General features: G+C 73.6%; 18 protein-coding genes. 4 read left to right on the plus strand and 14 right to left on the minus strand.

Features of this window, described 5'->3' with window-relative positions; genetic code table 11:
* Window positions 1–93: 93 nt before the first annotated feature.
* Window positions 94–1785, minus strand: coding sequence for a TROVE domain-containing protein (locus ABZ135_RS17415; RefSeq protein ID WP_356696540.1), 1692 nt, complete (start codon window positions 1783–1785; stop codon window positions 94–96).
* A 341-nt stretch (window positions 1786–2126) separates the two neighbouring features.
* Window positions 2127–2588, minus strand: coding sequence for a pyridoxamine 5'-phosphate oxidase family protein (locus tag ABZ135_RS17420; RefSeq protein ID WP_356696542.1), 462 nt, complete (start codon window positions 2586–2588; stop codon window positions 2127–2129).
* Window positions 2589–3002: 414 nt separating this feature from the next.
* On the opposite strand from ABZ135_RS17420, the gene ABZ135_RS17425 reads away from it, so the two are divergent.
* The gene (locus ABZ135_RS17425; protein WP_356696544.1) at window positions 3003–3554 is read left to right on the plus strand and encodes a MerR family transcriptional regulator; all 552 of its coding nucleotides are present in this window, start codon (window positions 3003–3005) and stop codon (window positions 3552–3554) included.
* Here ABZ135_RS17425 and ABZ135_RS17430 read toward each other — a convergent pair.
* The 10 genes from ABZ135_RS17430 to ABZ135_RS17475 all read right to left on the minus strand — a co-directional run bounded on the left by ABZ135_RS17430 (window position 3518) and on the right by ABZ135_RS17475 (window position 15369).
* The gene (locus ABZ135_RS17430) at window positions 3518–4345 is read right to left on the minus strand and encodes an SDR family oxidoreductase (RefSeq protein WP_356696546.1); all 828 of its coding nucleotides are present in this window, start codon (window positions 4343–4345) and stop codon (window positions 3518–3520) included. The genes ABZ135_RS17425 and ABZ135_RS17430 overlap by 37 nt on opposite strands.
* Window positions 4342–5598: an alcohol dehydrogenase catalytic domain-containing protein gene (locus ABZ135_RS17435; protein ID WP_356696548.1), complete on the minus strand. Its 1257-nt coding sequence runs from the start codon at window positions 5596–5598 to the stop codon at window positions 4342–4344. The genes ABZ135_RS17430 and ABZ135_RS17435 overlap by 4 nt, the downstream gene beginning before the upstream one ends.
* Before the next feature lie 107 nt (window positions 5599–5705).
* Entirely contained in the window at window positions 5706–6788 is a 1083-nt protein-coding gene (locus ABZ135_RS17440) for an ROK family protein (RefSeq protein WP_356696550.1), read from the minus strand.
* Window positions 6785–7516, minus strand: a complete 732-nt coding sequence (locus ABZ135_RS17445; RefSeq protein ID WP_356696551.1) for an HAD-IA family hydrolase — start codon at window positions 7514–7516, stop codon at window positions 6785–6787. Before ABZ135_RS17445 ends, ABZ135_RS17440 begins: the two co-directional genes overlap by 4 nt.
* On the minus strand, window positions 7513–9267 hold the full coding sequence (locus tag ABZ135_RS17450; RefSeq protein ID WP_356696553.1) for an FAD-binding oxidoreductase: 1755 nt from the start codon (window positions 9265–9267) through the stop codon (window positions 7513–7515). Before ABZ135_RS17450 ends, ABZ135_RS17445 begins: the two co-directional genes overlap by 4 nt.
* Before the next feature lie 191 nt (window positions 9268–9458).
* Window positions 9459–10310, minus strand: a complete 852-nt coding sequence (locus ABZ135_RS17455) for a TIGR03619 family F420-dependent LLM class oxidoreductase (protein WP_356696555.1) — start codon at window positions 10308–10310, stop codon at window positions 9459–9461.
* Entirely contained in the window at window positions 10307–11566 is a 1260-nt protein-coding gene (locus ABZ135_RS17460; RefSeq protein ID WP_356696557.1) for a serine hydrolase domain-containing protein, read from the minus strand. The genes ABZ135_RS17455 and ABZ135_RS17460 overlap by 4 nt, the downstream gene beginning before the upstream one ends.
* Window positions 11563–12825, minus strand: a complete 1263-nt coding sequence (locus tag ABZ135_RS17465) for a sedoheptulose 7-phosphate cyclase (protein WP_356696559.1) — start codon at window positions 12823–12825, stop codon at window positions 11563–11565. The genes ABZ135_RS17460 and ABZ135_RS17465 overlap by 4 nt, the downstream gene beginning before the upstream one ends.
* 66 nt (window positions 12826–12891) lie before the next feature.
* Window positions 12892–14166, minus strand: a complete 1275-nt coding sequence (locus ABZ135_RS17470) for an MFS transporter (protein WP_356696561.1) — start codon at window positions 14164–14166, stop codon at window positions 12892–12894.
* Window positions 14167–14277: 111 nt separating this feature from the next.
* A complete protein-coding gene (locus ABZ135_RS17475) occupies window positions 14278–15369 on the minus strand; it encodes a magnesium and cobalt transport protein CorA (RefSeq protein WP_356696563.1) in 1092 nt (363 codons plus the stop codon).
* 136 nt (window positions 15370–15505) lie between these two features.
* Between ABZ135_RS17475 and ABZ135_RS17480 the strand changes: the two genes are divergently transcribed.
* Window positions 15506–16597, plus strand: a complete 1092-nt coding sequence (locus tag ABZ135_RS17480; RefSeq protein ID WP_356696565.1) for a winged helix DNA-binding domain-containing protein — start codon at window positions 15506–15508, stop codon at window positions 16595–16597.
* A 185-nt stretch (window positions 16598–16782) separates the two neighbouring features.
* Here the strand turns inward: ABZ135_RS17480 and ABZ135_RS17485 are convergent, their stop codons facing one another.
* Entirely contained in the window at window positions 16783–17592 is an 810-nt protein-coding gene (locus ABZ135_RS17485; protein WP_356696567.1) for a helix-turn-helix transcriptional regulator, read from the minus strand.
* Window positions 17593–17703: 111 nt separating this feature from the next.
* On the opposite strand from ABZ135_RS17485, the gene ABZ135_RS17490 reads away from it, so the two are divergent.
* Together ABZ135_RS17490 and ABZ135_RS17495 are read left to right on the plus strand one after the other, a co-directional pair.
* On the plus strand, window positions 17704–19488 hold the full coding sequence (locus ABZ135_RS17490; protein WP_356696569.1) for an AMP-binding protein: 1785 nt from the start codon (window positions 17704–17706) through the stop codon (window positions 19486–19488).
* The gene (locus ABZ135_RS17495; protein WP_356696571.1) at window positions 19485–21101 is read left to right on the plus strand and encodes an AMP-binding protein; all 1617 of its coding nucleotides are present in this window, start codon (window positions 19485–19487) and stop codon (window positions 21099–21101) included. Before ABZ135_RS17490 ends, ABZ135_RS17495 begins: the two co-directional genes overlap by 4 nt.
* A gap of 21 nt (window positions 21102–21122) precedes the next feature.
* On the opposite strand, the gene ABZ135_RS17500 is transcribed toward ABZ135_RS17495, so the two are convergent.
* Window positions 21123–21647: a GNAT family N-acetyltransferase gene (locus ABZ135_RS17500; protein ID WP_356696573.1), complete on the minus strand. Its 525-nt coding sequence runs from the start codon at window positions 21645–21647 to the stop codon at window positions 21123–21125.
* Window positions 21648–21758 lie beyond the last annotated feature (111 nt).

The raw sequence follows: 21758 nt of genomic DNA on the forward strand, positions 1-21758 counted from the left end.
GTAACGGCATCGGCACCTGGCCGGTCGGGCGGAGCCGGCCACCGGTGCCGCACCGGTGTCGCCCCCCGGTGTCGCCCCCCGGTGTCGCTCGCGTCAGGCCGCTGCTTCCTCCCACGGCCAGCGGGCGTCGCGGCCCGCGTCGAGGAGCGGGATCATGCGGAAGGCGGTGTCGGTGAGGCCGCCCAGTGCGTGACGGTTGCCGCTGCCGGAGGGCATGGCGGCCTCGCGGTAGCCGGCCATGTTCCACATGTACACGGGCACGTTCTTCGGTACGAGGTCGTCGATGCGGGTCTCGGGCATCCCGCCGTGGTGGCCGCCGGCGTTGGAGGGGAGCCAGCCGGGGCGCGTCTGCTCGTCGGTGACGATGACGACCCGGTCGTGACCGGCGTAGTACCTCCGGACGGCCGAGGGGATGTCCGTCCCGTCGATCCTCCCGAAGCGCTCGACCAGCCGCAGGACGCTGCCGCCCTGCGGCACGGCGATCTCCCGGGAGTCCCAGCCGAACTCCACGAGCGTGGGCGCCGCGGCGCGCAGCGCGAGCGCGGCGCCGAAGACGGCGGCCTGCTCGGCGAGCGGGATGTCGGACCGGTTCGGCGTCGAGAAACCGTAGCCGGGGAACATCGACGGCGACCGGTCGACCAGGATCAGCGTGCGGCCGGACAGCGCGGGCACGTGGGCGAGCGAGTGCGCGAGCGCCCGCTCCAGGGCGTGGCCCCACCGCAGCGAGGGCGCCGCCTTGTACGCGGCCCAGAACCGGAACGGGAACATGCGCGAGGCCCGCACCTCGTCCGCGTCGGCCAGGCGCGCCGCGACCCGCGCGGCGACGGCGTCGGAGACGCCGGCCTCGTCGAAGTTCCGCAGGTTCCGGACGAGCGCCATGAGGCCCATGGACGGGATGACGGCCTCCCACGCCGCCTTGTCCATGGGGCCCTGGAGCCAGCCCGCCAGCGCCTCCCAGGTCATGCCGGCCCTGCCCAGGAGGTCCGGGCCGTCCGGCGTGAGGAGGAGCGCGCGGCGGTCGGCCACGGGCAGCGCCGTCAGGGCCCGCCGCCGGCGGATCAGGCCGAGGCTCTCGGGTATCCGCTCGTCACGGCCGTGCCGTCGGTCGATCGCGTGCTGGAAGAGGTCGCCCTGCCACGCCCGGTCCGGATGCGGCGCGGGGTGCGTGAGTTCGAGGACGTCACCGAACCGGTAGCCCCTCGTGTCGCTGTCGTACTTCAGGAGCGACCGCTCGGTGTAGAGGCGCCGCACGGCGTCGGCGACGCCGCGCTTCACCGGCTTGGGCAGGCGGCGGCCGTACCGGCCGGTCCAGTAGCCGAGCATCTCCCCGGGCTCGTCGGGCCGCTGGAGGACGGAGTCGATCACGGCGCGGTTCGACCAGGGCGCGCCACCGTCGGCCGGGCCGCCACCGCCACCGCCGTCGGCGGGGGCCTGGCCGGCGGTGGGCGCGGCGTCGAGGCGGGCCTTGACGAACTCGGCGGCGCCGACGAGCGACGCGGTGCGCATGTTGCCCTCGCGGCGCAGCCAGCCGAGCAGGCCGGAGGTCCACGTGGGGTCCTCGACGGCGAGCCGCCGTACGAGGGCGGTGTACCGCTCGTCGCGGGCGTCGGCCTTCTCGTAGAAGGCGTCGGTGCCGACGGTGTGGGCGACGGCCAGGAGGAACAGCTCGCTCTTCGCGTCGCGGAGGAGTCCGGCCGCGCCCTCGTGCGTACGCGTCGGCCGCCCCGTGGTGGTCACGGGCGAGCCGGCGGCCGGGCGGGCGCCGCGGAGGTTGAAGCGAGCCATGGACGTGCCCCTCACATGTGGAGGGGAGGCGCGGCGTGGGGGTGCCCGAGATCGAATCGGAAGGGGAGACAAGGTGCTCTGGCCGCTGAGCTACCGGCGCCCGAAGCGCCGGACGGGATTCGAACCCGCGACCGCCCCATTATCAGTGGAAGTATCCCCGGCCTGCGCACCGGGCACCCCGCCGCCATGCGCCTCCCGAGATCGGAATCGGTCCACGGCGTGCGTTCACCCGAAGAAGTAGCCGTGGACCCGCGCACCGGGAGGTGCTGGTGGACTTCACCGTAGTCACGCGGTGGGCACGCTCCAAGTCGTTTTCGCGGGGCGGCCGTTCCGGGCCGGGGCTACTCCAGCCAGGCCCCCTCCCGCATGATGACCCTGCCCCTCAGTTCCGGCGTCCCGCGCCAGGCCCGTACCACCGTCGGTTCGATGCGTAGGTACACGTACGGACGCTCCGCCGCCCGCGGGTCCCAGGCGAACTTCCCGGCGAAGGCGTCCGCCGCATCCGCCGGCACCTCCCGGTCCGTGAACCACCGCGCGGTCCCCTGGAGCAGCACCACGTCGAAGCTGTCCGGCAGTGACAGCCGCACCCGCGGATCCTCCCGTACGTTCCGTACCGTCGCCGATGTCGCGCTCGTACACACCCACACCGCGCGCCCGTCCCACAGGAACCACAAGGGGACCTGGTGGGGGCCGTGATCGGGGTGGGCCGTCGCCACCCAGACATCCCGCTCGGTGGCCAGCCGGGCCAAGGTCTCGCGCCGGCGTTCGGCCAGGGAGCGGGGAACCGTCGTCGTGTCCTGCATGCGCGCCGACGCTAGTCGCCACCGTCGACGAGCACATGGGGCGGAGGTCCTACGTCGGGCGACCGACGTCCACCGCCGGAATTGACGGACTTCCGCAGACGTCCGGGGCCGTCCGCGCCCGGCGGTGGCCCTCGCGCCGGGCGCGGACGGCCCGTCAACTGGCCGGAAGTGCCGTGCCGTTCGCGCCCTGTCGGTGGCCGGCCGTCTGTAAACGGCCGTGACGGCGGGATAAATCTATGTAAAAACGACCGTCGGAGCGGAGGGGCGCCGAGATACTTGGTGCCTACAGGCTTCGCAACCGGGGCCCGTCACGAAGGAGAAACACGTCATGTCGAAGCCCGCGTTCCCCGCTGCCCGTCCCACGGCGCGGCGCCCACGGCGTCCATGGCCGCATGCGGACGAACGGAGCGCGTCATGAACCGGTCCGCCGACACCCTCGACCGGCTTCTCGAACTCGGAGCGATCGAAAGCCTCGAGCTCCCGTTCGTCCCCGACACCCCCGCACCCGGCCCGGGGGACTGGGGGACGGGGTCGGTCAAGGAGTCCGACGAGACCCTGCGCATCGGGGAGATGGCCGAGACCACCGGGGTCAGCGAGCGACTGCTGCGGTACTACGAGAGCCGGGGCCTGCTCACGCCGGGACGCACCGCCACCGGGCACCGCGTCTACACCCGGGCGGACGTGGCCCGGGTGCGGCTCGTCAGATTCCTGCTCGACGGGGGGATGAGCACCAAGGACATCCGTTTCCTGCTGGAATGCGTCCACGAGGGGGTGGACGTGGCACGGGTGTGCGGGGAGCTCGACTCCGTGCTGACGCGTGAGTTCGTCCGCATCAGCAAGGAGATCGAGTCCCTCGTCCTCACCCGCAGTTACATCGCGGTGCTGACCGGCCGCCCGCTGGCGGACGGCGCCCCGGCGGTGCGAGCCGGTCAGGAGCCCGTCCCGGCCGCCGCACGGCCCCGGTAGCCCACCGCGTCCTCACCGAGCACCGAGCGGACATTGGCGTCCGCCGCGATCAGGGACAGTCCGCCGTCCACGACGAACGACTGCCCCGTGACGTATCCGCTCCGGCCGGAGACGAGCCAGCGGATCAGATCGGCCACCTCCCGGGGGTCACCGGGGCGCCCGGCCGGCACCACCGGCCGGGCGACCGTGGCCGGATCGACGGCCTCGTCGTGCCCGTTCATGGGCGTGGCGGTCTCCCCGGGCGCCACCGACACCACCGCGATGCCGTGCTCGCCGAGTTCCAGGGCCATCGTCTTCGTCACCATGCCCAGGGCGCTCTTGGCCGCGCAGTACGCGCTGCCGCCCGCGATCGGGATGTGCTCGTGCACGCTCGTCACGTTGACGATCCGCCCGCCCCGCCCCTGCGCCACCATCGTGCGCGCCGCCTCCTGGGCCAGCGCGAACGGGCTGTGCAGGTCCACGGTGAGCACGTGCGACCAGGAGTCGAGGTCCTCCTCCAGGGCGGAGGCCCGCCGGTTGATCCCCGCGTTGTTCACCAGGACGTCGATGCCGCCCGCCGTCTCGACGGCGGCGCGCAGGGCCGCCACCGCGGCCGCCGGGTCCGTCAGCGGGAAGCCCACCGCCCATGTACGGACCTTCGCGTCCTCCGCGATCTCGCGCGCGATCGTCTCGGCGGCCTCCCGATTGCCGCCGTAACCGACCACCACGTCGAACCCGGCCTCGCCCAACGCCCGGGCGGTGGCCGCCCCGATGCCGGAACTGGCGCCCGTCACGACCGCCGTGCCTGTCATGCCTCTGCTCCTTCTGCCGTACCCGTTGCCGTACCCGCTGTCGTACCTTCGGCGGCCGCGCCTCCGACCGTCTCCTCGGCCGTTCCCTCGGCCGCCAGCTCGATCACCAGGCGGACGACGACCTCGCCGTCGACCACCCGACCGCCCGCCACCAGGCGGTTCATCACGTCCACCCCGGCCTCCGGGCCGAGCCGGTGGGTGAGCAGCCGCCCGTAACGCTCGGGCTGCCGCCCCAGCTCGGCGGCCGCCGCGGCCAGGGCCTCACCGGTGACTCCCCGGTTGCCGGTGAAAGCGGTCGTCGTGCCGCGCCCGTCGCTCCACACGACCCGGTGCGGGGGCCGGGGGCCACCGGTGTTGGCCGCCCGCACCCCGGCCAGGTCCACGCCGGGGTGGAAGGCGCTCCGGGCGTCGGGGGCGACGCCGCCGATCACATGGACCGCGCGCACCGCCCTGCCGAAGCGGCGGTGCGCCAGCTCCAGGGCCTCGACGGTGCGGTCCCGGTGGGTGGCGACGAGGACGAGCACGGGGCGGTCCGCGCCCGCGTCCGTACCGGCGGCCGCGTCGGCGGCCGGGGCCGTGGCGGTGGGCAGGTCCGCCAGGTCCGTGAGGTCCGTGAGGTCCGTGTGCTGGACGCCCCGGTCCGCCCACGCCTTCTCCGACCACGCGCGCCCCGCCGGGTTGGTGTGCACCAGGGTGACGGCCAGGCCGTCCTCCGTGTCCGTACCGCTGAAGAGGTCGCGGGCGCGGGCCGCCGCCAGGTTCCCGACCAGGCCGGCGCCGATCACCACCAGGTGCTCGCCCGCGCGCGGCACCAGGCACTCCCACGCGTAGTCCACGACGGCGAGCGGTTCCACCAGGGTGGCCTCGGCGGGGCCCAGTTCCTCCCCGATCGGCACCAGCAGGCCCGCCGACACGGCCGAGGCCGCGATGAGGACGCGTTCCTGGAAGAGTCCGTCGACGTTGTGCCCGAGCAGGAACGACGGGTCGCCCGGGTGGGTCGGGTTCACGGTCACCCGGTCACCCGGGCGGACCCGGGTGACCCCGCTGCCGACCGCGACCACCCGGCACGCGCCCTCGTGGCCCAGGACCGGCGACGGGTCGTCGCGCAGACCGCGCAGCATCTGGATGTCCGTACCGCACAGGCTGACCGCCTCCGGGGCCAGCAGGACCTCGCCCGGGCCCGGAACGGGTGTCTCCCGGCGGACGATCCTGCTGACGCCGGCCTCGCGGACGATGGCGCGGTGCGTGGCCATGTTCCCTCTCTTCGCGTGCTCGTGTGGTGTGATGCGTGGGGTGCGTGGGGTGTGCGCGGCGCTTGCGGCGCGTGGAGTCGGGCCCGTACTCGCCCTCGTGGCCGCCGTCATGGCTTCACCACCGTCAGAAATCCCTCCGCCAGCAGCGCGGCCCCACGGATCGGATCGATCTCGCCGGGCGCGAGCACGGTCGGCGAGGTCCGGCGGCCGGCGCCCGACGTGTAGTCGGCCTCCCGGTCGAGGTGGCGCTCGACGGCCCGCTGGTAGACGGCGCCCAGTCCCTCGGCGACCCCGCCTCCGATGCCCACCAGGGCGATCACGGGATCGACGGCCGAGAGCCAGCGGATCGCCTGCGCCAACGGGTGGGTGACGACGTCGAGGAGCAGGATCGCCCCCGGGTCCCCGTCCGCCACCCGGTCCGCGAGCCGCGCCCCGTCGAACGGGCCGAGGCCCAGCACCCCGGCCACCCGGGGCAGCGCCGGACCCGCCGAGAGCGCGGCCACATGACCCCGCCCGCCGCACTCGCAGGGCAGGTCGAGGAGCCGGGCCAGGACGGCGGGATCGAGACCGGCGGGGACGGAGGCGGGCAGATGGCCGATCTCGCCCTGGAACCCGTCCGCGTCGACGGTGATGGTGCGCGCGCCGAGATCCGCGGTCTTCAGCGCGATGCCGCTGCTGACGGTCACATAGGCCACGCGCGGGGCACCGGGCAGGGCGGCGCCTCGCCCGGCGGCGAGATCCGTCACCGCGCAGGTGACGTCGTTGTACACGTGCCAGCGGATGTCCGGGCGCCGCCGCGCCAGTTCGGCGACGAGGTCGACGCCCGGCCGGCCCGCGCCCCACAGCGGCCCCGAGCCGTGGACCCGCGAGGTCAGGTCGTCCATGGCCGCGCCCAGGGACACCACCACGCGGCCGGACCCGACCTCCGGTCCGGTGAGCTCGTCGAGCAGGCGGTCCGTCAGCGCGTCGACCGAGAGCCCCGGGTGGTTGAGCAGACTCGGCGCCGGGCGCCGGACGGTCCGCCCGCCGGACCGGAAACGGAGCCAGGTGCCGCCGATGTCGAAGCCGGTCACCGCCTCGGCGTCGACCGAGGGCACCGGCACACCGACAGGCACCGGCACACCGACAGACGCGGGCGCAGGCGTGGGCACGGGCGGGTACGTGGCCGAGGGCGGGTACGTGGAGCTCATCGGGGGCCTCCGTCCGCCGTGGCCGCATGCGCGCTTACGGGCACCCGCAGCAGCAGGCCCGTGGCGGTCGCGGTCACCCGGATGCCGCGCAGGTCGGCGACCCGCGCCGCCACCTCCGGGTGCGTCACCGCCCCACCCACGCCGACGCAGCGGGCGCCGGCGGCCCGGCCGGCCCGGACGCCCACGTCGGCGTCCTCGAAGACCACGCAGGCCTGCGGTGCGACGCCGAGGGCGCGCGCCCCGCGCTCGTACCCCTCGGGATCGGGCTTGCCCCGGCGTACGGAGTCGGCGGCGATCAGCACCGGTGGTACGGGCAGGCCGGCGGCGGCCAGCCGGGCCCGCGCGACCTCCTCGTACGCGGCCGTCACCACGGCCCACCGGCCGGCGGGCAGGCCGGTCAGCAGGTCGCGGGCGCCCGGCAGCGGACGTACGTCCCGGACGTGGTCGCGCTGCATGCGGCGGACGCGCTCGGCGCCCGCCGCGACCGCGCGCGGCCCGGGCAGGAAGTCGGCCAGGATGTCGACGGCGGTCCTGCCCGGCAGCGCCGCGAGCACGGCGTCGACCGGCAGGCCCTCCTCCCGGGCGAAGGCGGCCCAGGCCCGCTCGATGGAGGCCGCCGAGTCGATCAGGGTCCCGTCCATGTCGAACAGGAGGGCCTCGCAGGGCAGTTCCGTCACGGTGTCGGATGTCGTGGGCACGGCCGGGACATCGGCCTCGGGCGCGCTCACGGCCGCACCGACTGCGCGTGCCGGAAGACGTTCGTCGGGTCCCACCGCCGCTTGACCGCCCTCAACCGGGCGTGGTTGGCGCCGTAGTAGAGGTCCCCGGAGGACAGGCCCGAGGTGTTCCACGCCGGGTCGGACAGGTCGCTGTTCGGGTAGTTGACGTAGCTGCCCGCGGTGACCTCGTCGTAGCCGGGCACACCGCCGGTCTCCTGGAAGATCCCGTGGTAGGCACGGCGCAGCCAGGCGATGTTCGCGGCGTCGTGCCGCTCGTCGGCCCAGAAGGTCTGGACGAGGAACTTCATCGTGGCGTCGCGCTGGAACACGGCCGTGTCGGTGGGCTTGACCCGGGATATCGCGCCGCCGAGGGCGGCGATGTCCACACCGGCCGACAGGGAGCCCTCGATCGGCTCGTGCAGCGCCCGGTGGATCTCCGCGACCTGGGTCCGGGTCAGCCGGCCGCGGAAGTTGGCCGAGCCCTGCTTGCCACGCCGGTTGGGGTCGCTGTTCTCGTCGCTCGACGTGCCGATGAGGCGCACCGAGTTCATCCACGGCATCCGGGTCCGGGTGACGTACCGCTCGTCGTCGGTGTACCCCAGGGCCGCGGCGAGACGTTTCACCAGGTCGTCTCCGACGGCCTCGCCGGCCGGGTCGGCGACCTGCATGACCATGCCCACGCCGCCGTTGTCCCGGTGCCGGACGGTCAGCCACGGGAAGACGGCGTCGGCCGGTCCCGAGGAGGTGTGGTGCCGTGCGCACCAGTCGGCGAACACGTCGAAGAACGCGCCGAGCCGCTCGGGCCCCACGCCGTCCCACGGCCAGTCGCAGAACACCAACCGGACCTCGGCGGGCGGCGAGGGCAGACCGCGCGGCTCGTCCGGGCTGTGGAAGTCGAACCGCGTGACGACGCCGAAGTTCCCGCCGCCACCGCCGGTGTGCGCCCAGAACAGGTCACCGAGGGCGCCGGTGTCGCCGCGCCGGGCGTAGGTGAGCGCGGCCCTGCCGTGGGCGTCCACGGTCACCACCTCGACGCCCGCGAGGTGGTCCACGGTCAGCCCGTGCTTGCGGGAGAGCAGGCCGTAGCCGCCGCCGGTGACGTGGCCGCCGACGCCGACGGAGTAGCAGACGCCGCCGGGAATGGTGACGCCGTGGTCGCGGTAGAGCCGGTCGTACACGTTCAGCAGGCGGGCGCCGGCCCCGACCTCGTACACGCCCCGCGCGGAGTCGTACCGCACCTGGTCGAGGGAACCCATGGTGATGAGGGTCCGCACGTCGGGGGAGAGGACGAAGTCCTCGAAGCAGTGCCCGCCGCCGTAGACGGTGAACCGCCGCCCGCCGTCGAGGGCGCGCTGCACGGCCGCGACCACCTCGGCGGCGGTGCGCGGGGCGAGGATCTCGGCGGGCCGGACGTCGAAGCGCCGGTTGTAGCCGGTGCGGAGGGAGTCGTACTGCGGGTCCCGGCCGGGCAGGACGACGGGAACTCCGGCGGAGGCGGCGGTGGTCCTCGCGGGGACGGCGGCGGTCGCGGCGGCCGCGGAGGGTGCCGCGACCGCGCCGACGCCGCCCACGCCGGCCGCGCCCGCACCGGCTCCGGCGACCGCCGTGAGGAAGCCGCGGCGGCCCAGGCGGGGGCGCCGCGAGCCGGCCGCCGCCCGGCCGGGCCGCGCGGCTCCGGCCTCGTCGGCGGGACGGGCGGGACCGGTGGGACCGGCAGGGCCGGCGGGTGCTGCGTCGTGGCTGGGGGTGTGTCTGTCCATTCGTCCGTTCTCCGTGCGTGCCGCTGCCTGTCGGCGCTGTTCCTCGTGAAGTCGCGGGTGGGGGTGCTGGTGCCGGGCCGTAGGGGGGAGGGCCGGGCCGGTGGCGGCACGGGCCGGGGGAGGTACGGCGGTCGGGGCGCGCCCCCGACCGCCGTCGCCCGTGCCGCCGGCGTTCCGCCCGCGTTACGGCCTCAACGCCCCACCCGTACGCCGAGCGCGCCGCGCAGGGCGGCCTCGTACGGCGCCAGGAAGGCGTCGATCTCGTCGAGCGGCGCCGACGGCAGCAACGTGGCCACCTGGTCGACCCCGGCCTCGGCCAGGACCGTGATGACGGCCGGGTCGTGCGGCACGCCCATGACGACGACGGGCAGGTGCCGGCCCTGTTCCCGGCCGATCTCGCGGACCGCGGCGACACCCTTCAGCAGCTCGGGCAGCGGGACCGAGCCGAAGTCGGGCATCCAGCCGTCGCCGAAGGTCCGCACCCGGTGCGGGGCGCGCGGGCCGGCGCCGGCGACGAGGAGGGGCGGCCCTGGGCGCTGCAGCGGCGTCGGGAGGACCACCACGTCCTCGAAGTCGACGTGCTCCGAGTGGATCGTGGTGGGTTCGCCTGACCACAGGGCCCGTACCGCCAGGGCGTGTTCGGTCAGCCGCGCGTTGCGGCGGGCCGGGTCGACGCCGTGCCGGCGCATCTCGTCCTCGATCCAGCCGGCGCCGACGCCGACGTCGAGGCGGCCGTCGACCACCCGGTCCAGGCTGGCGAGCCGCTTGGCCATGGCGATCGGCTCGTGCTGGGCCAGCAGGCTGATGGCGGATCCCACCCGCAGGCGTTCGGTCACGGCGGCCGCGGCCTGCGAGGCCACGAAGGGGTCGAAGGTCTCCCGGAACCGGCGCTCCAGCGTGGGCGCCTGCCGGGCGAACGCCAGGGACTGATGGGTGTGTTCGCAGAAGTACAGGGCGTCGTAGCCGGTGTCCTCCAGGCGGCGTGCCAGGTCGGTCACCTTGGCGGTGAGGGTGGTCTGGAAGACCGAGACGCTGATCTTCACGCCGGCACCGCCTCTCCCGCGCCCTGCTCGTGCCGCAGTTCAGGACCGGGCTCCGGCGGGAGGTCCCGCAGGGCGGACTTCAGGGCGCGGATCAGGTTTCCGGCCCGGTGGTCGTCGTTGCCGATGTCGAGCAGGTGGTTGGGGGTGTACGAGAGGGCGATCCCGGCACCCGGCCACCCGAAGTGCGCCGATCCGCCGCCGCCGTCGTGGCCGAACATGTCGGCGTCGACGCCGGTGCGCGGGGTGCCCTTGAGGCGGAACCCGCCGCGCCCGTACGCGAAGGGGAACCCGAGCGTCGGGTCCTCCTGCCGTACGTACAGGGTGAGCGCGTCGCGGACCGTCGCCGCGCGGGCGAGGTGGCCCGGCTCGCCGTCCGGGCGGTGCAGGTCCTCGATGACCAGCGCGTACAGACGGGAGATGTCACGGGCGGTGCCGACGATGTTCGCCGCCGGTATGTACGCGGTGCGCACCGCCTCCTCGTTCCACACCACCCTGCCCTTGGGGAACGGGATCGGGTTGGCCCAGATCGCGCGGGTCAGCGGGTCGTCGCTCTCGTTGAAGCGGTCGTACTGGGCGGCGAACGCGTCGTCGTGGACGACGGTCGCCACCTCGTCGGCCGGGCTGAGGCACCAGTCGATCGCGAGGCCGTGCGGCTCGGCGATCTCGCGGCGGAAGTACGCGCGGAGGGAGAGCCCGGTGGTGCGGAAGGTGAGTTCCTCCACCAGCCAGCCCATCGTCCACGGCCCGTAGATCAGCCGGGGTTCGGTCACCGGCACCTGCTCGGCGAGGGCCCGCGCCATGGCCCGGGCGTCCGAGAGGTCGCCGATCTCGACGACCCGGTCGGTGATCGCGGGGAGGCCCGCGCAGTACGTCACGGCGTCGGAGACGGTGAACCGGTCCTTGCCGTGGGCGGCGAACTCCGGCCAGTGGCGGGCGATCGGGTCGTCGAGCCGGAGCACGCCGCTGTCGCACAGGCGCAGCAGGGCGGCGGCGATGACGCCCTTCGAGCCGGAGAAGATCTGGGCCCGGGTGCCGGCGGTCCAGGGCCGCCCGGTCGCCGGGTCGGCGACGCCGCCCCACAGGTCGACGACGAGCCGGCCCCGGTGGTGGACGGCGAACGCGGCGCCGACCTCGGTCTCGCGCAGATTGGTCTCGAAGCACTCCCGTACGGCCTCGAAGCCGGGTGCGACGAAGCCCTGGGCGACGACGTCCTCAGCCCCGCCCGTTCCCTGGTGGACGCTGTCCCTCGTGCTCATGCGGCGGCCGCCTCCAGCGTGGCGCCGGCGGTGGTGGCGTCGGCGTCGGCGTGCGCGGCCAGGTGGCGGACCGCGGCGACGATCTCCTCCGGCGTCACGTCGTTGACGAAGACGTGGTCGCCGATGCCCTGGGTGAGCGGCAGCCGCTGCTGCCCGTCGCGGTGCCGGACGGTGTCCTCCAGGGCCCGTACGAGCAGATCGGTGTCGGCCAGGGCGTCGTTCCAGGGGGTGAGCCCGAGACCGCGCATGGCGGCGAGGACCCGCTCGGCCTCGGTCTCGGTCATCAGGCCGCGCCCCAGGGAGATGGCCGTGGTCAGGGCCATGTCGACGGCCACGGCCTCGCCGTGCAGCAGCTCGGCGACGGAGTGCATCTCGATGGTGGGGCTGAAGGTGTGGCCGTAGTCGACGCAGCGTTCGAGGACGGCCTCCCACAGGTTCGGCTGGAGCTCCTCCAGCATCAGGTGGATGGACTCGTGGGTGATGTACTCGGCCATGTCGGCGTGGAACGCGTCGTCGAAGAGGTGCCGGATGCCGCACCGGCCGGCCCGCTCCAGCGTGGTGAACAGCGACTCGGACTTGACCAGCGCGACCTTGAGGATCTCGGCGAGGCCGTTGCTGAGGTGCCGCTCCGGGAGGGTGGCGAGGAAGCGGGTGTCGAGGAGGCTCAGGAGCGGCTGGGCGTAGGTGCCGATGCGGTTCTTGCCGGAGCGGTGGTTGACGCCGGTCTTCACGCCGACGCCCGCGTCGACCAGGCCGACGAGCGTGGTGGGTATGCGTATGTAGGGCGTGCCACGGCGGTAGACGCTGGCGGCGAAGCCGACGATGTCGCAGAGCACGCCGCCGCCGATGGCGATGACGGGCTCGCGGCGGCGGTCCACGCCGAACTCGTCCATCGCGGCGAGGACGGCGTCGACGCTGTCCCAGTCCTTGACCTGCTCGTGGGCGTCGAGGACGAGGGTGTGGGTGGTGAAGCCGTGGGTGGCGAAGTAGTCGGCGATCGCGGAGCCGTAGAGCTCTTCGACGGTGCTGTCGACGACGAGCAGCCGCCGGTCGCTGGACGCCCCCGCGACGTCCGCGACACCCGCGACGCACCGGCGGAGGGTGTCGGCGAGGAAGGGGTCGGACGGGTCGAGCAGGTTGTCGCGCACGAGCACCTCGTACGAGACCTGCTTGACGGCGTCCACCGTCCATCTGCCCTGCGGGTGGCGGGTGAGCGCGTGCTTGTGCGGGGCGGCGGAGGTGATCACGGAAGAAGCCATGGAATCTCCATCGAACGGATCGAGAGAATCGGAAGCGGGAACGGCCGGTCGGGCGGTGCCGGACCGTCAGGCGGTCGTGGGCGAACCCGCGTGGGCCTCGCCCGCCGGGTCCTGGTCCGGGCCCGTGTGGCCGGCACCGGTACGCCGGCGGCGCACCAGGAACCAGGCGAGGGCGGCCGCCAGGGCGACGGGCGGGAGCGCGATGAGCGGCAGGTTCTCGATCGGCCGGTCGGAGTCGAGCCAGGCCGAGCCGGTCCAGCCGGCCAGCGCGATGCCGATGTTGAAGGCGGAGCTGTTGAGGGCCAGGGCGAGGTTCGGCGAGATGCCCTGGGAGTTGGAGGCCACCCAGGTGTTGAGGGCCGGGAAGGTGGCGAAGTAGGCGAGGCCGACCAGGACGGTGAGGACCACCGTCGGCACGGCGCTGCCGGAGACCAGCAGGAGTACGGCGAGCACGGCGAGGGTCGCGGTGACGGTGCCGACCATCGCCTGGAGCACCCGGCCGTCGGCCAGCCGTCCGCCGAGGGTGTTGCCGATGACGCAGCCGACGCCGTACGCGAGCATGATCCACACGATCAGGCCGGAGTCGACCCCGGAGCCCTGGGTGAGGAACGGCGCCACATAGGTCACCACGGTGAGGGCGGCCATGCCGGTGAGCGCGGTGACGCAGATGCCGATGACCAGTTCGGGGCGCCCGAGTCCGCGCAGCCCGGCCCGGGGCGTGCCGTCACCGGCGGACCCGCCGGCGGCCCCGGCCTCCTCGGGCCGGGTGTCGGCGGGGAAGGCCGCCAGGACCACCAGGAGGCTGACCGCGGCCAGCACGGCGACCAGCCAGAAGGATGCCTGCCAGGCCAGGTGCTGGCCCAGGAAGACGCCGATCGGGACACCGAGGACGGTCGCGACGGAGAGGCCGAGGGTGATGTTGGCCGCGGCCGATGCCTCCTTGCCGGGCTCGGCGACGCGCATGGCCGCGGTCATGAAGACGACCATGATCGTGGTGTGCACGAGACCGGTGACGACCCGCCCCGCGACGACCATCGCGAACGAGCCGCCCACGGCGGCCAGGACCGATCCCGCGAGGTACAGCGCGATCGCCCCGGTCACCAGCTTCTTCGGTCCCACCCGGTCGAGGAACAGCGTCACGATCGGCCCGGCCACGGTCACCGTGCCGGCGTACGCGGTCACGAGCAGCCCGGCGGAACCCTCGCTGACGTGCAGCCCGCGAGCGATGTCGGGCAGGATCCCGGCGACCACGTTCTCGCTGGTGCCCAGTGCGAAGGCACCGATCACGAACCCCAGGAACAGGAGCCTTCGGGTCGCGTCATGAGTTCTTGACTGGGTCATGGGACAGGACGCTATGACCTGACATCATGTGAGCCCGAAACTCACACGGGGGTGAGCTCCGCCACACCCCTGACCTCGGGGAAGGTTCGCCGGCCTCGCCCGGGCGGGCCTCTACAGCCAGTCCCGCCGCTTGAAGATGAAGTAGAGGCTCGTGCACACCACCGCCATCAGGAGGATGGCGAACGGATACCCGAAGGTCCATTGCAGCTCGGGCATCGTGTCGAAGTTCATGCCGTAGATCGTGCCGACCAGCGTCGGGGCGAAGAGGATGGCGGCCCAGGACGAGATCTTCTTGATCTCCTCGTTCTGCTCGAAGCCCGCCTCCGCCAACGCCCGCATCTCCGCGTTCTGTTGCTGGGTGACGAGGGTCGCGTTGACCGTCAGGATCTCCGTCAGGGCCTGGCGGAAGCCGTCGACGCGTTCGCTGGTGTGGGTGACGTGGTCGGCGACGTCGCGGAGGTAGCGCTGGAGTTCCTCGTCCGTGCCGTATTTGGCGAAGCCGGCCATCAGGCCGTGCAGCATGCCGACCAGGGGGCGGGTGGCGCGCTGGAACTCGACCATTTCGCGGGAGAGTTCGTAGATGCGGCGGGAGACCGCCGGGTCGCCGCCGAAGACCTCCGTCTCGATCTCGTCGATGTCGTTCTGGACGCCCGCGACCACCGGGGCGTAGCCGTCGACGACCGCGTCCAGGATCGCGTAGAGGACCGCCTCCGGGCCGAGGCGCAGGAGGTCGGGGTTCTCCTCCATGCGGTGGCGGACGGCGGAGAGGTCCGGGGCGGCGCCGTGGCGGACGGTGATGAGGAAGTCGGGGCCGACGAAGACGTGCAGCTCGCCGAAGTCGACCTCCTCCTGGGCGTCCAGATAGCGGGCGGCGCGCAGCACGACGAAGAGGGTGTCGCCGTACCGTTCCAGCTTGGGCCGCTGATGGGCCTCCATCGCGTCCTCGACGGCCAACTCGTGCAGGTCGAACTCGGCGGCGAGGGAGTGGAGTTCGGCCTCCGTCGGGCGGTGCAGGCCGATCCAGGCCATGCCGTCGGGGTGCTCGCGCAGCCGGCGGAAGGTTTCCGCCAGGGTGTCGGGGGAGGAGACGCGACGGCCGTCGCGGTACACGGTCGCCTGGACCACGCTCGGACGGTTCGCCGGCGGCTCCGGCGGGCGTCGCCGGGCCGCGACGCGCGGACGGGGGTCGGGGCGGTCGGGCATCGGGCGGTCACCTTCTCGGAGGGCGGTCGGCGGTCGACGTAGGACAGGATATAGGGGGTGAATCAGGGCACCGCGGCCGCGACGGTCCCTTCATCGCGGACCCTCCCTGTCCGCAATCCCCGTTAGCGTTCCCCTCATGGTCCTCACCACACGCGCCCTCAACCGAGCCACCCTCGACCGCCAGCTCCTGCTCCGCCCCTCCTCCCTCTCCGCCGAGCAGGCGGTCCACCACCTCGTCGGCCTGCAGGCGCAGAACACCAAGCCCCCCTATTACGCGCTGGCCGCCCGCCTCGACGGCTTCCGGCCCGAGGACCTGTCCACCCTCATGGAGACCCGCCGCGTCGCCCGCATCGTCTCCCTGCGCTCCACCGTCCACACCCACACCGCCGCCGACGCCGTGCCCCTGCGCCGCCTCGTCCAGGCCGGCGCGATCGACCGGGAACTCAGGCAGTTCCGCAAGGGGCTCGACGGCGTCGACCTCGACCGGCTGACCGCCCTCACCGCCGCCTACGCCGACGAGCGCCCCCGCACGCTCAAGGACCTGCGCGAACACCTCCTCCGGGAATGGCCCGCCGCCGACCCGCTCGCCCTCGGGGTCGCCGCCCGCTGCCTGCTGCCGATGGTCCAGGTCACCCCGCGCGGCCTCTGGGGCAGGAGCGGGCAGGTCGCGCTCTCCCCGGCCGAGACGTGGTTCGACCGGCCCGCGCGGGAGGCCGCCGACCTCGACGAGACCGTGCTCCGCTACCTCGGCGCCTTCGGGCCCGCCTCCGTCCAGGACATGCAGACCTGGTGCGGGCTCACCCGACTGCGACCCGCCTTCGAGCGCCTGCGCCCCCGGCTCCTCGTCCTCCGCGACGAGAACGGCACCGAGCTGTTCGACCTCCCCGACGCGCCCCGGCCCGACGAGGACACCCCGGCCCCGCCCCGCTTCCTCCCCGAGTTCGACAACCTGCTGCTCTCCCACGCCGACCGCACCCGCGTCGTCCCCGCCGAGCACCGCACCCGCACCTGGACCGGCAACCAGGCCCACCGCGTCTTCCTCCTCGACGGCTTCCTCGCTGGGATCTGGCACCTGGAGGAGACCCGGCAGCGCACGACGCTGACCATCGACGCCTTCCAGCGCCTCACCCGCGCCCAGCGCGACGAACTCACCGCCGAGGCCGAGCGGACCCTGCGCCTCCTCGGCCCCCAGGGCGTCCCGTACGAGATCACGTTCGCGAAGCCGTGAGCCAGGAGCCGTGAGTTAGGAGCGGTGAGCCGTGAGCCGTGAGCCGTGAACCAGGAGCGGTGAACCGGCGCCGGCGGCGTGACGGCGCAACCGCGTCACCGCGTCACCGCGTCACCACGTCACCACGTCACCGCGTCACCGTCACCGCCTCCCGCCCAACGGTCCTGCGAGCCCTCACGGGTCCCCTACGGCAGCGCCCCCGCCCGCCGCGCCGCCACCACCGCCTCCAGACGCGTGTGCGCGCCCAGCTTCCGCATCGCCGACCGCAGATAGCCCTTCACCGTCTCGGGGCGCAGCCCGAGCCGCCGCGCCACCGCCGCGTTCGTCGCCCCCGACGCCACCGCCGCCAGCACGTCCGTCTCGCGCGGAGTGAGCAGCACCCGGGCAGCCGGCCGGCCGCCGTCGTCCTCCGGGCCCGAGCTCGCCTCGAAGCGGCCGCACACCGCCAACAGCCGCTCCCGCAGCTCCGGGTCGGTCACCTTCGGGGCGAGCGCCCGCAGCTCCCCGTACGCGAGCCGCATCTCCTCCCGCTCGGCCGCGAGCCGCCGCGTCTCCTCCCGTACGGCCAGGGCCTGTTCCACGTCCCGGGCCGCCGCGACCGCCGCGTCGAAGACCCGCTCGCCGATCGGCAGGGCGTCGCGCAGCGCCCCGTACAGCACGCCACGGACCTGGCGGCGCACGACGACGGGCACCGCGATCACCGAGCGCAGCCCCTCGGCCGAGACCGCGCCGTCGTACTCGTGCGTGATGTGCCGCGCCGACGCGTAGTCCGTGACCGCGCAGGGACGCGACAGGGCCAGGCACCTGCCGCCGAGGCCGGAGCCGGCCGTGATCGACAGACCCCGCAGCGCCGGGGTCACCGCCCCGTCCAGCTCCGCGATCCGCATGGCGCGGCCGTCGCGGCCCAGCCCCCCGAACACCACCGGGAGACCGGTGGCCCGCCGCAGCCCCAGCAGCGCGCCCCGCAGTTCCACCGACTCCTCGTGCTCGGACACTCCGCGCCCCTCCGCCACCTTCGCCGCCTCCCTACCCCCCGAACGGGGGTGGTGAGACCTGGGTCACTGATTACACGATGTGCGGGACGGGTCCCGCAACGAGGAGGACACATGACGGCAACCAGCGCGGCGCGGCCGACGCAGGCGACGGAGAGGTTCCGGGCCGCCCGCGACTTCCTGCTCCGGCACCGCGAGGACTACGAGACGGCGTACGAGGGCTTCACCTGGCCCCGGCCCGAGCGGTTCAACTGGGCGCTCGAATGGTTCGACGTCATCGCCGAGGGCAACGACCGCACCGCCCTGCACATCGTCGAGGAGGACGGCCGCGAGGCGAAGCTGAGCTTCGCCGAGATGTCCGCCCGGTCCCACCAGGTCGCCAACTGGCTGCGCGCCCAGGGGGTCGGGGCCGGCGACCGGATGATCGTCATGCTCGGCAACCAGGTCGAGCTGTGGGAGACCATGCTCGCCGCGATGAAGCTGCGCGCCGTCGTCATCCCCGCCACGCCCCTCCTCGGCCCCGCCGACCTGCGCGACCGCGTGGAGCGCGGCCGGGCCCGTCACGTCCTCGTCCGCGCCGAGGACCGCGCCAAGTTCGACGAGGTCCCCGGCGACTACACCCGGATCGCGGTCGGCACCGACGGGGCGGCCGGCGAGGGGGCGACGGGTACCGACGGGGCGGCCGGTGCCGAGGAGGTGACCGGTGCCGACGGGGCGGCCGGTGCCGACGGGGCTGCCTGGCTCCGCTACGAGGACGCGTACGCCCAGCCGGCCGTCTTCGAGCCGGACGGCGACACCCTCGCCGACGACACCCTGATGCTCTACTTCACCTCCGGCACCACCGCCCGCCCCAAGCTCGTCGAGCACACCCACACCTCGTACCCCATCGGCCACCTGGCGACGATGTACTGGATCGGCCTCAAGCCGGGCGACGTCCACCTCAACATCTCCTCGCCCGGCTGGGCCAAGCACGCCTGGTCCAACCTCTTCGCCCCCTGGAACGCCGAGGCGACCGTCTTCATCCACAACTACAGCCGCTTCGACCCGGCCCGCCTGATGGCCGAGATGGAGAAGCACGGCGTCACCAGCTTCTGCGCCCCACCCACCGTCTGGCGCATGCTGATCCAGTCCGACCTCGGCCGGCTCACCACCCCGCCCCGCGAGGTCGTCGCCGCCGGCGAACCCCTCAACCCCGAGGTCATCGAGACCGTCCGCCGCGCCTGGGGCGTCACCATCCGGGACGGCTTCGGCCAGACCGAGACCGCCGTGCAGGTCTCCAACAGCCCGGGCCAGCGGCTCAAGCAAGGCTCGATGGGCCGGCCGAGCCCCGGCTTCCGGGTCACCCTGGTCGACCCGGTCAGCGGCACGCCGGACGTCGAGGAGGGCGAGATCTGCCTCGACCTCTCCGCCCGCCCCGTGGGCCTGATGGCCGGCTACCACGGCGACCCGGAGCGTACGGCCGAGGCGATGGCCGGCGGCTACTACCGCACCGGCGACATCGGCGCCCGCGACGCCGACGGCTACCTCACCTACATCGGGCGCGGCGACGACGTCTTCAAGGCCAGCGACTACAAGATCAGCCCCTTCGAGCTGGAGAGCGCGCTCCTGGAGCACGAGGCGGTCGCCGAGGCGGCCGTCGTCCCCGCCCCCGACCCGCTGCGGCTCGCCGTCCCCAAGGCGTACGTCGTCCTCGCCGCCGGCTGGGAGCCGGACGCCGACACCGCGAAGGCGCTCTTCGCGCACTCGCGCGAGGTCCTCGCCCCGTACAAGCGGATCCGCCGCATCGAGTTCGCCGAGCTGCCGAAGACCGTCTCCGGCAAGATCCGCCGCGTCGAACTGCGCAGGCTCACCGCGGAGGGGAACACCGGCACCGAGTACACCGAGGGGGACCTCGCATGAGCGACACCGCCGTTCTCTCGTACGCGCACGGGGTGTCGGACACGGCCCTCCTCGGCGACACCATCGGCGCCAACCTCGACCGGGCCGTCGCCACCTGGCCGGACCGCGAGGCGCTCGTCGACGTCCCCACCGGGCGCCGCTGGACGTACGCCGCGTTCGGCGCCGACGTCGACCGGCTGGCGGACGCGCTGCTCGGCAGCGGCGTCGCGAAGGGCGACCGGGTCGGCATCTGGGCGGTCAACCGCGCGGAATGGGTGCTCGTCCAGTACGCCACCGCCCGCATCGGCGCGATCATGGTGAACATCAACCCGGCCTACCGCGCGCACGAGCTGAAGTACGTCCTGAACCAGGCCGGGATCTCGCTGCTCTTCGCCTCGCTCACGCACAAGAGCAGCGACTACCGGGCGATGGTCGAGCAGGTGCGGGGCGACTGCCCGGAGTTGCGCGAGACGGTCTACTTCGAGGATCCGAGCTGGGACGAACTCCTCGCGCGGCGGGCACCGGAGGGCGTCCGGCCGGAGCCGCTGTCCTGCGACGAGCCGGTCAACATCCAGTACACGTCCGGGACCACGGGCTTCCCGAAGGGCGCCACCCTCTCCCACCACAACATCCTCAACAACGGGTACTTCGTGGGCGAGATGATCGCCTACAGCGAGCAGGACCGGATCTGCATTCCGGTGCCCTTCTACCACTGCTTCGGCATGGTGATGGGCAATCTCGCCGCCACCTCGCACGGCGCCTGCATGGTGATCCCGGCGCCGTCCTTCGACCCGGCCGCCACCCTCAGGGCCGTGCAGGAGGAGCGCTGCACCTCCCTCTACGGGGTGCCGACGATGTTCATCGCCGAGCTCAACCTGCCCGACTTCGCCGCGTACGACCTCTCCAGCCTCCGCACCGGCATCATGGCGGGCTCGCCGTGCCCGGTCGAGGTGATGAAACGGGTGGTCGCCGAGATGAACATGGCGGAGGTGTCCATCTGTTACGGCATGACGGAGACCTCGCCCGTCTCCACCCAGACCCGGCGCGACGACGACCTGGAGCGGCGCACCGGTACGGTCGGCCGGGTCATGCCGCACGTCGAGGTGAAGATCGTCGACCCGGCGACCGGCCTCACCGTCCCGCGCGGCACGGCCGGCGAGCTGTGCACCCGCGGCTACAGCGTGATGCTCGGCTACTGGGACCAGCCTGACAAGACGGCCGAGGCGATCGACTCCGGCCGCTGGATGCACACCGGTGACCTCGCCGTGATGCGCGAGGACGGCTACGTCCAGATCGTCGGCCGCATCAAGGACATGATCATCCGGGGCGGGGAGAACGTGTACCCGCGCGAGATCGAGGAGTTCCTGTACGGGCACGCCAAGATCGCCGACGTGCAGGTCGTCGGCGTGCCCGACGAGCGGTACGGCGAGGAGATCCTCGCCTGCGTCATCCCGCGCGACCCGGCCGACCCGCCCACCCTCGACGAACTCACGGCCTTCTGCCGCGACCGCCTCGCGCACTACAAGATCCCGCGCCGGGTGGAGATCCTGGCCGAGTTCCCGATGACGGTGAGCGGGAAGGTCCGGAAGGTGGAGCTGCGCGAGCGGTACGGGGCCGGGGCGGGGGCCTCCTAGGAGGGGCGCCCCGGCGGTGGGTCAGGGTGCGGCGGGCAGCTCGCGGCGCATGCAGACGCGGGGCCAGGCGGCCAGGCCGTGCGCCGCCTCGGCCCGGCTGATCGCCCGCAGCCCCTCGGTGAGCGCGGGGTCGCCCTCGCCGACGTGCCGGAACCCGAGCCGGGCGTAGTACGGGGCGTTCCAGGGGACCTCGGCGAAGGTCGTCAGGGTCAGCGCCGTCAGGCCCTGCTCCCGGGCGGCCGCCGCGACGTGCTCGATCAGCGCCCGGCCGACGCCCCGACGGGCGACGTCCGGGTGCACGGAGACCTGCTCGATGTGCGCGGCGCCGTCGACCGCGTCCATGAGCAGATACGCCACGGGCCGGTCCTCCCGGTCCACCGCCACCCACGCCCGGCCCGCCCCGCGATAGCCCTCCAGGACGTCCAGCGGCAGCGGCTCGTCGTCGGCGATCTCCTCCATGCCGAGCGGCCTGAATGCCTCACCGGCGGCGCGTTCGATGTCCTGGAGCAGGGAGAGTTCGGCCCGTGCGGCCACTCGGATGCGCATACGCCAGTATGGCGCGGCGCGGGCAGGGGCGGTGTCAGGGCGGTGTCAGGGGCGTGCGCCGGCTCGGAGGCGGGGGGTGCGGGGCGGGGCGCCGGTCGCTCCGTGCCGAGG

This window comes from Streptomyces sp. NPDC006339, assembly GCF_040612775.1.
Lineage (GTDB): Bacteria > Actinomycetota > Actinomycetes > Streptomycetales > Streptomycetaceae > Streptomyces.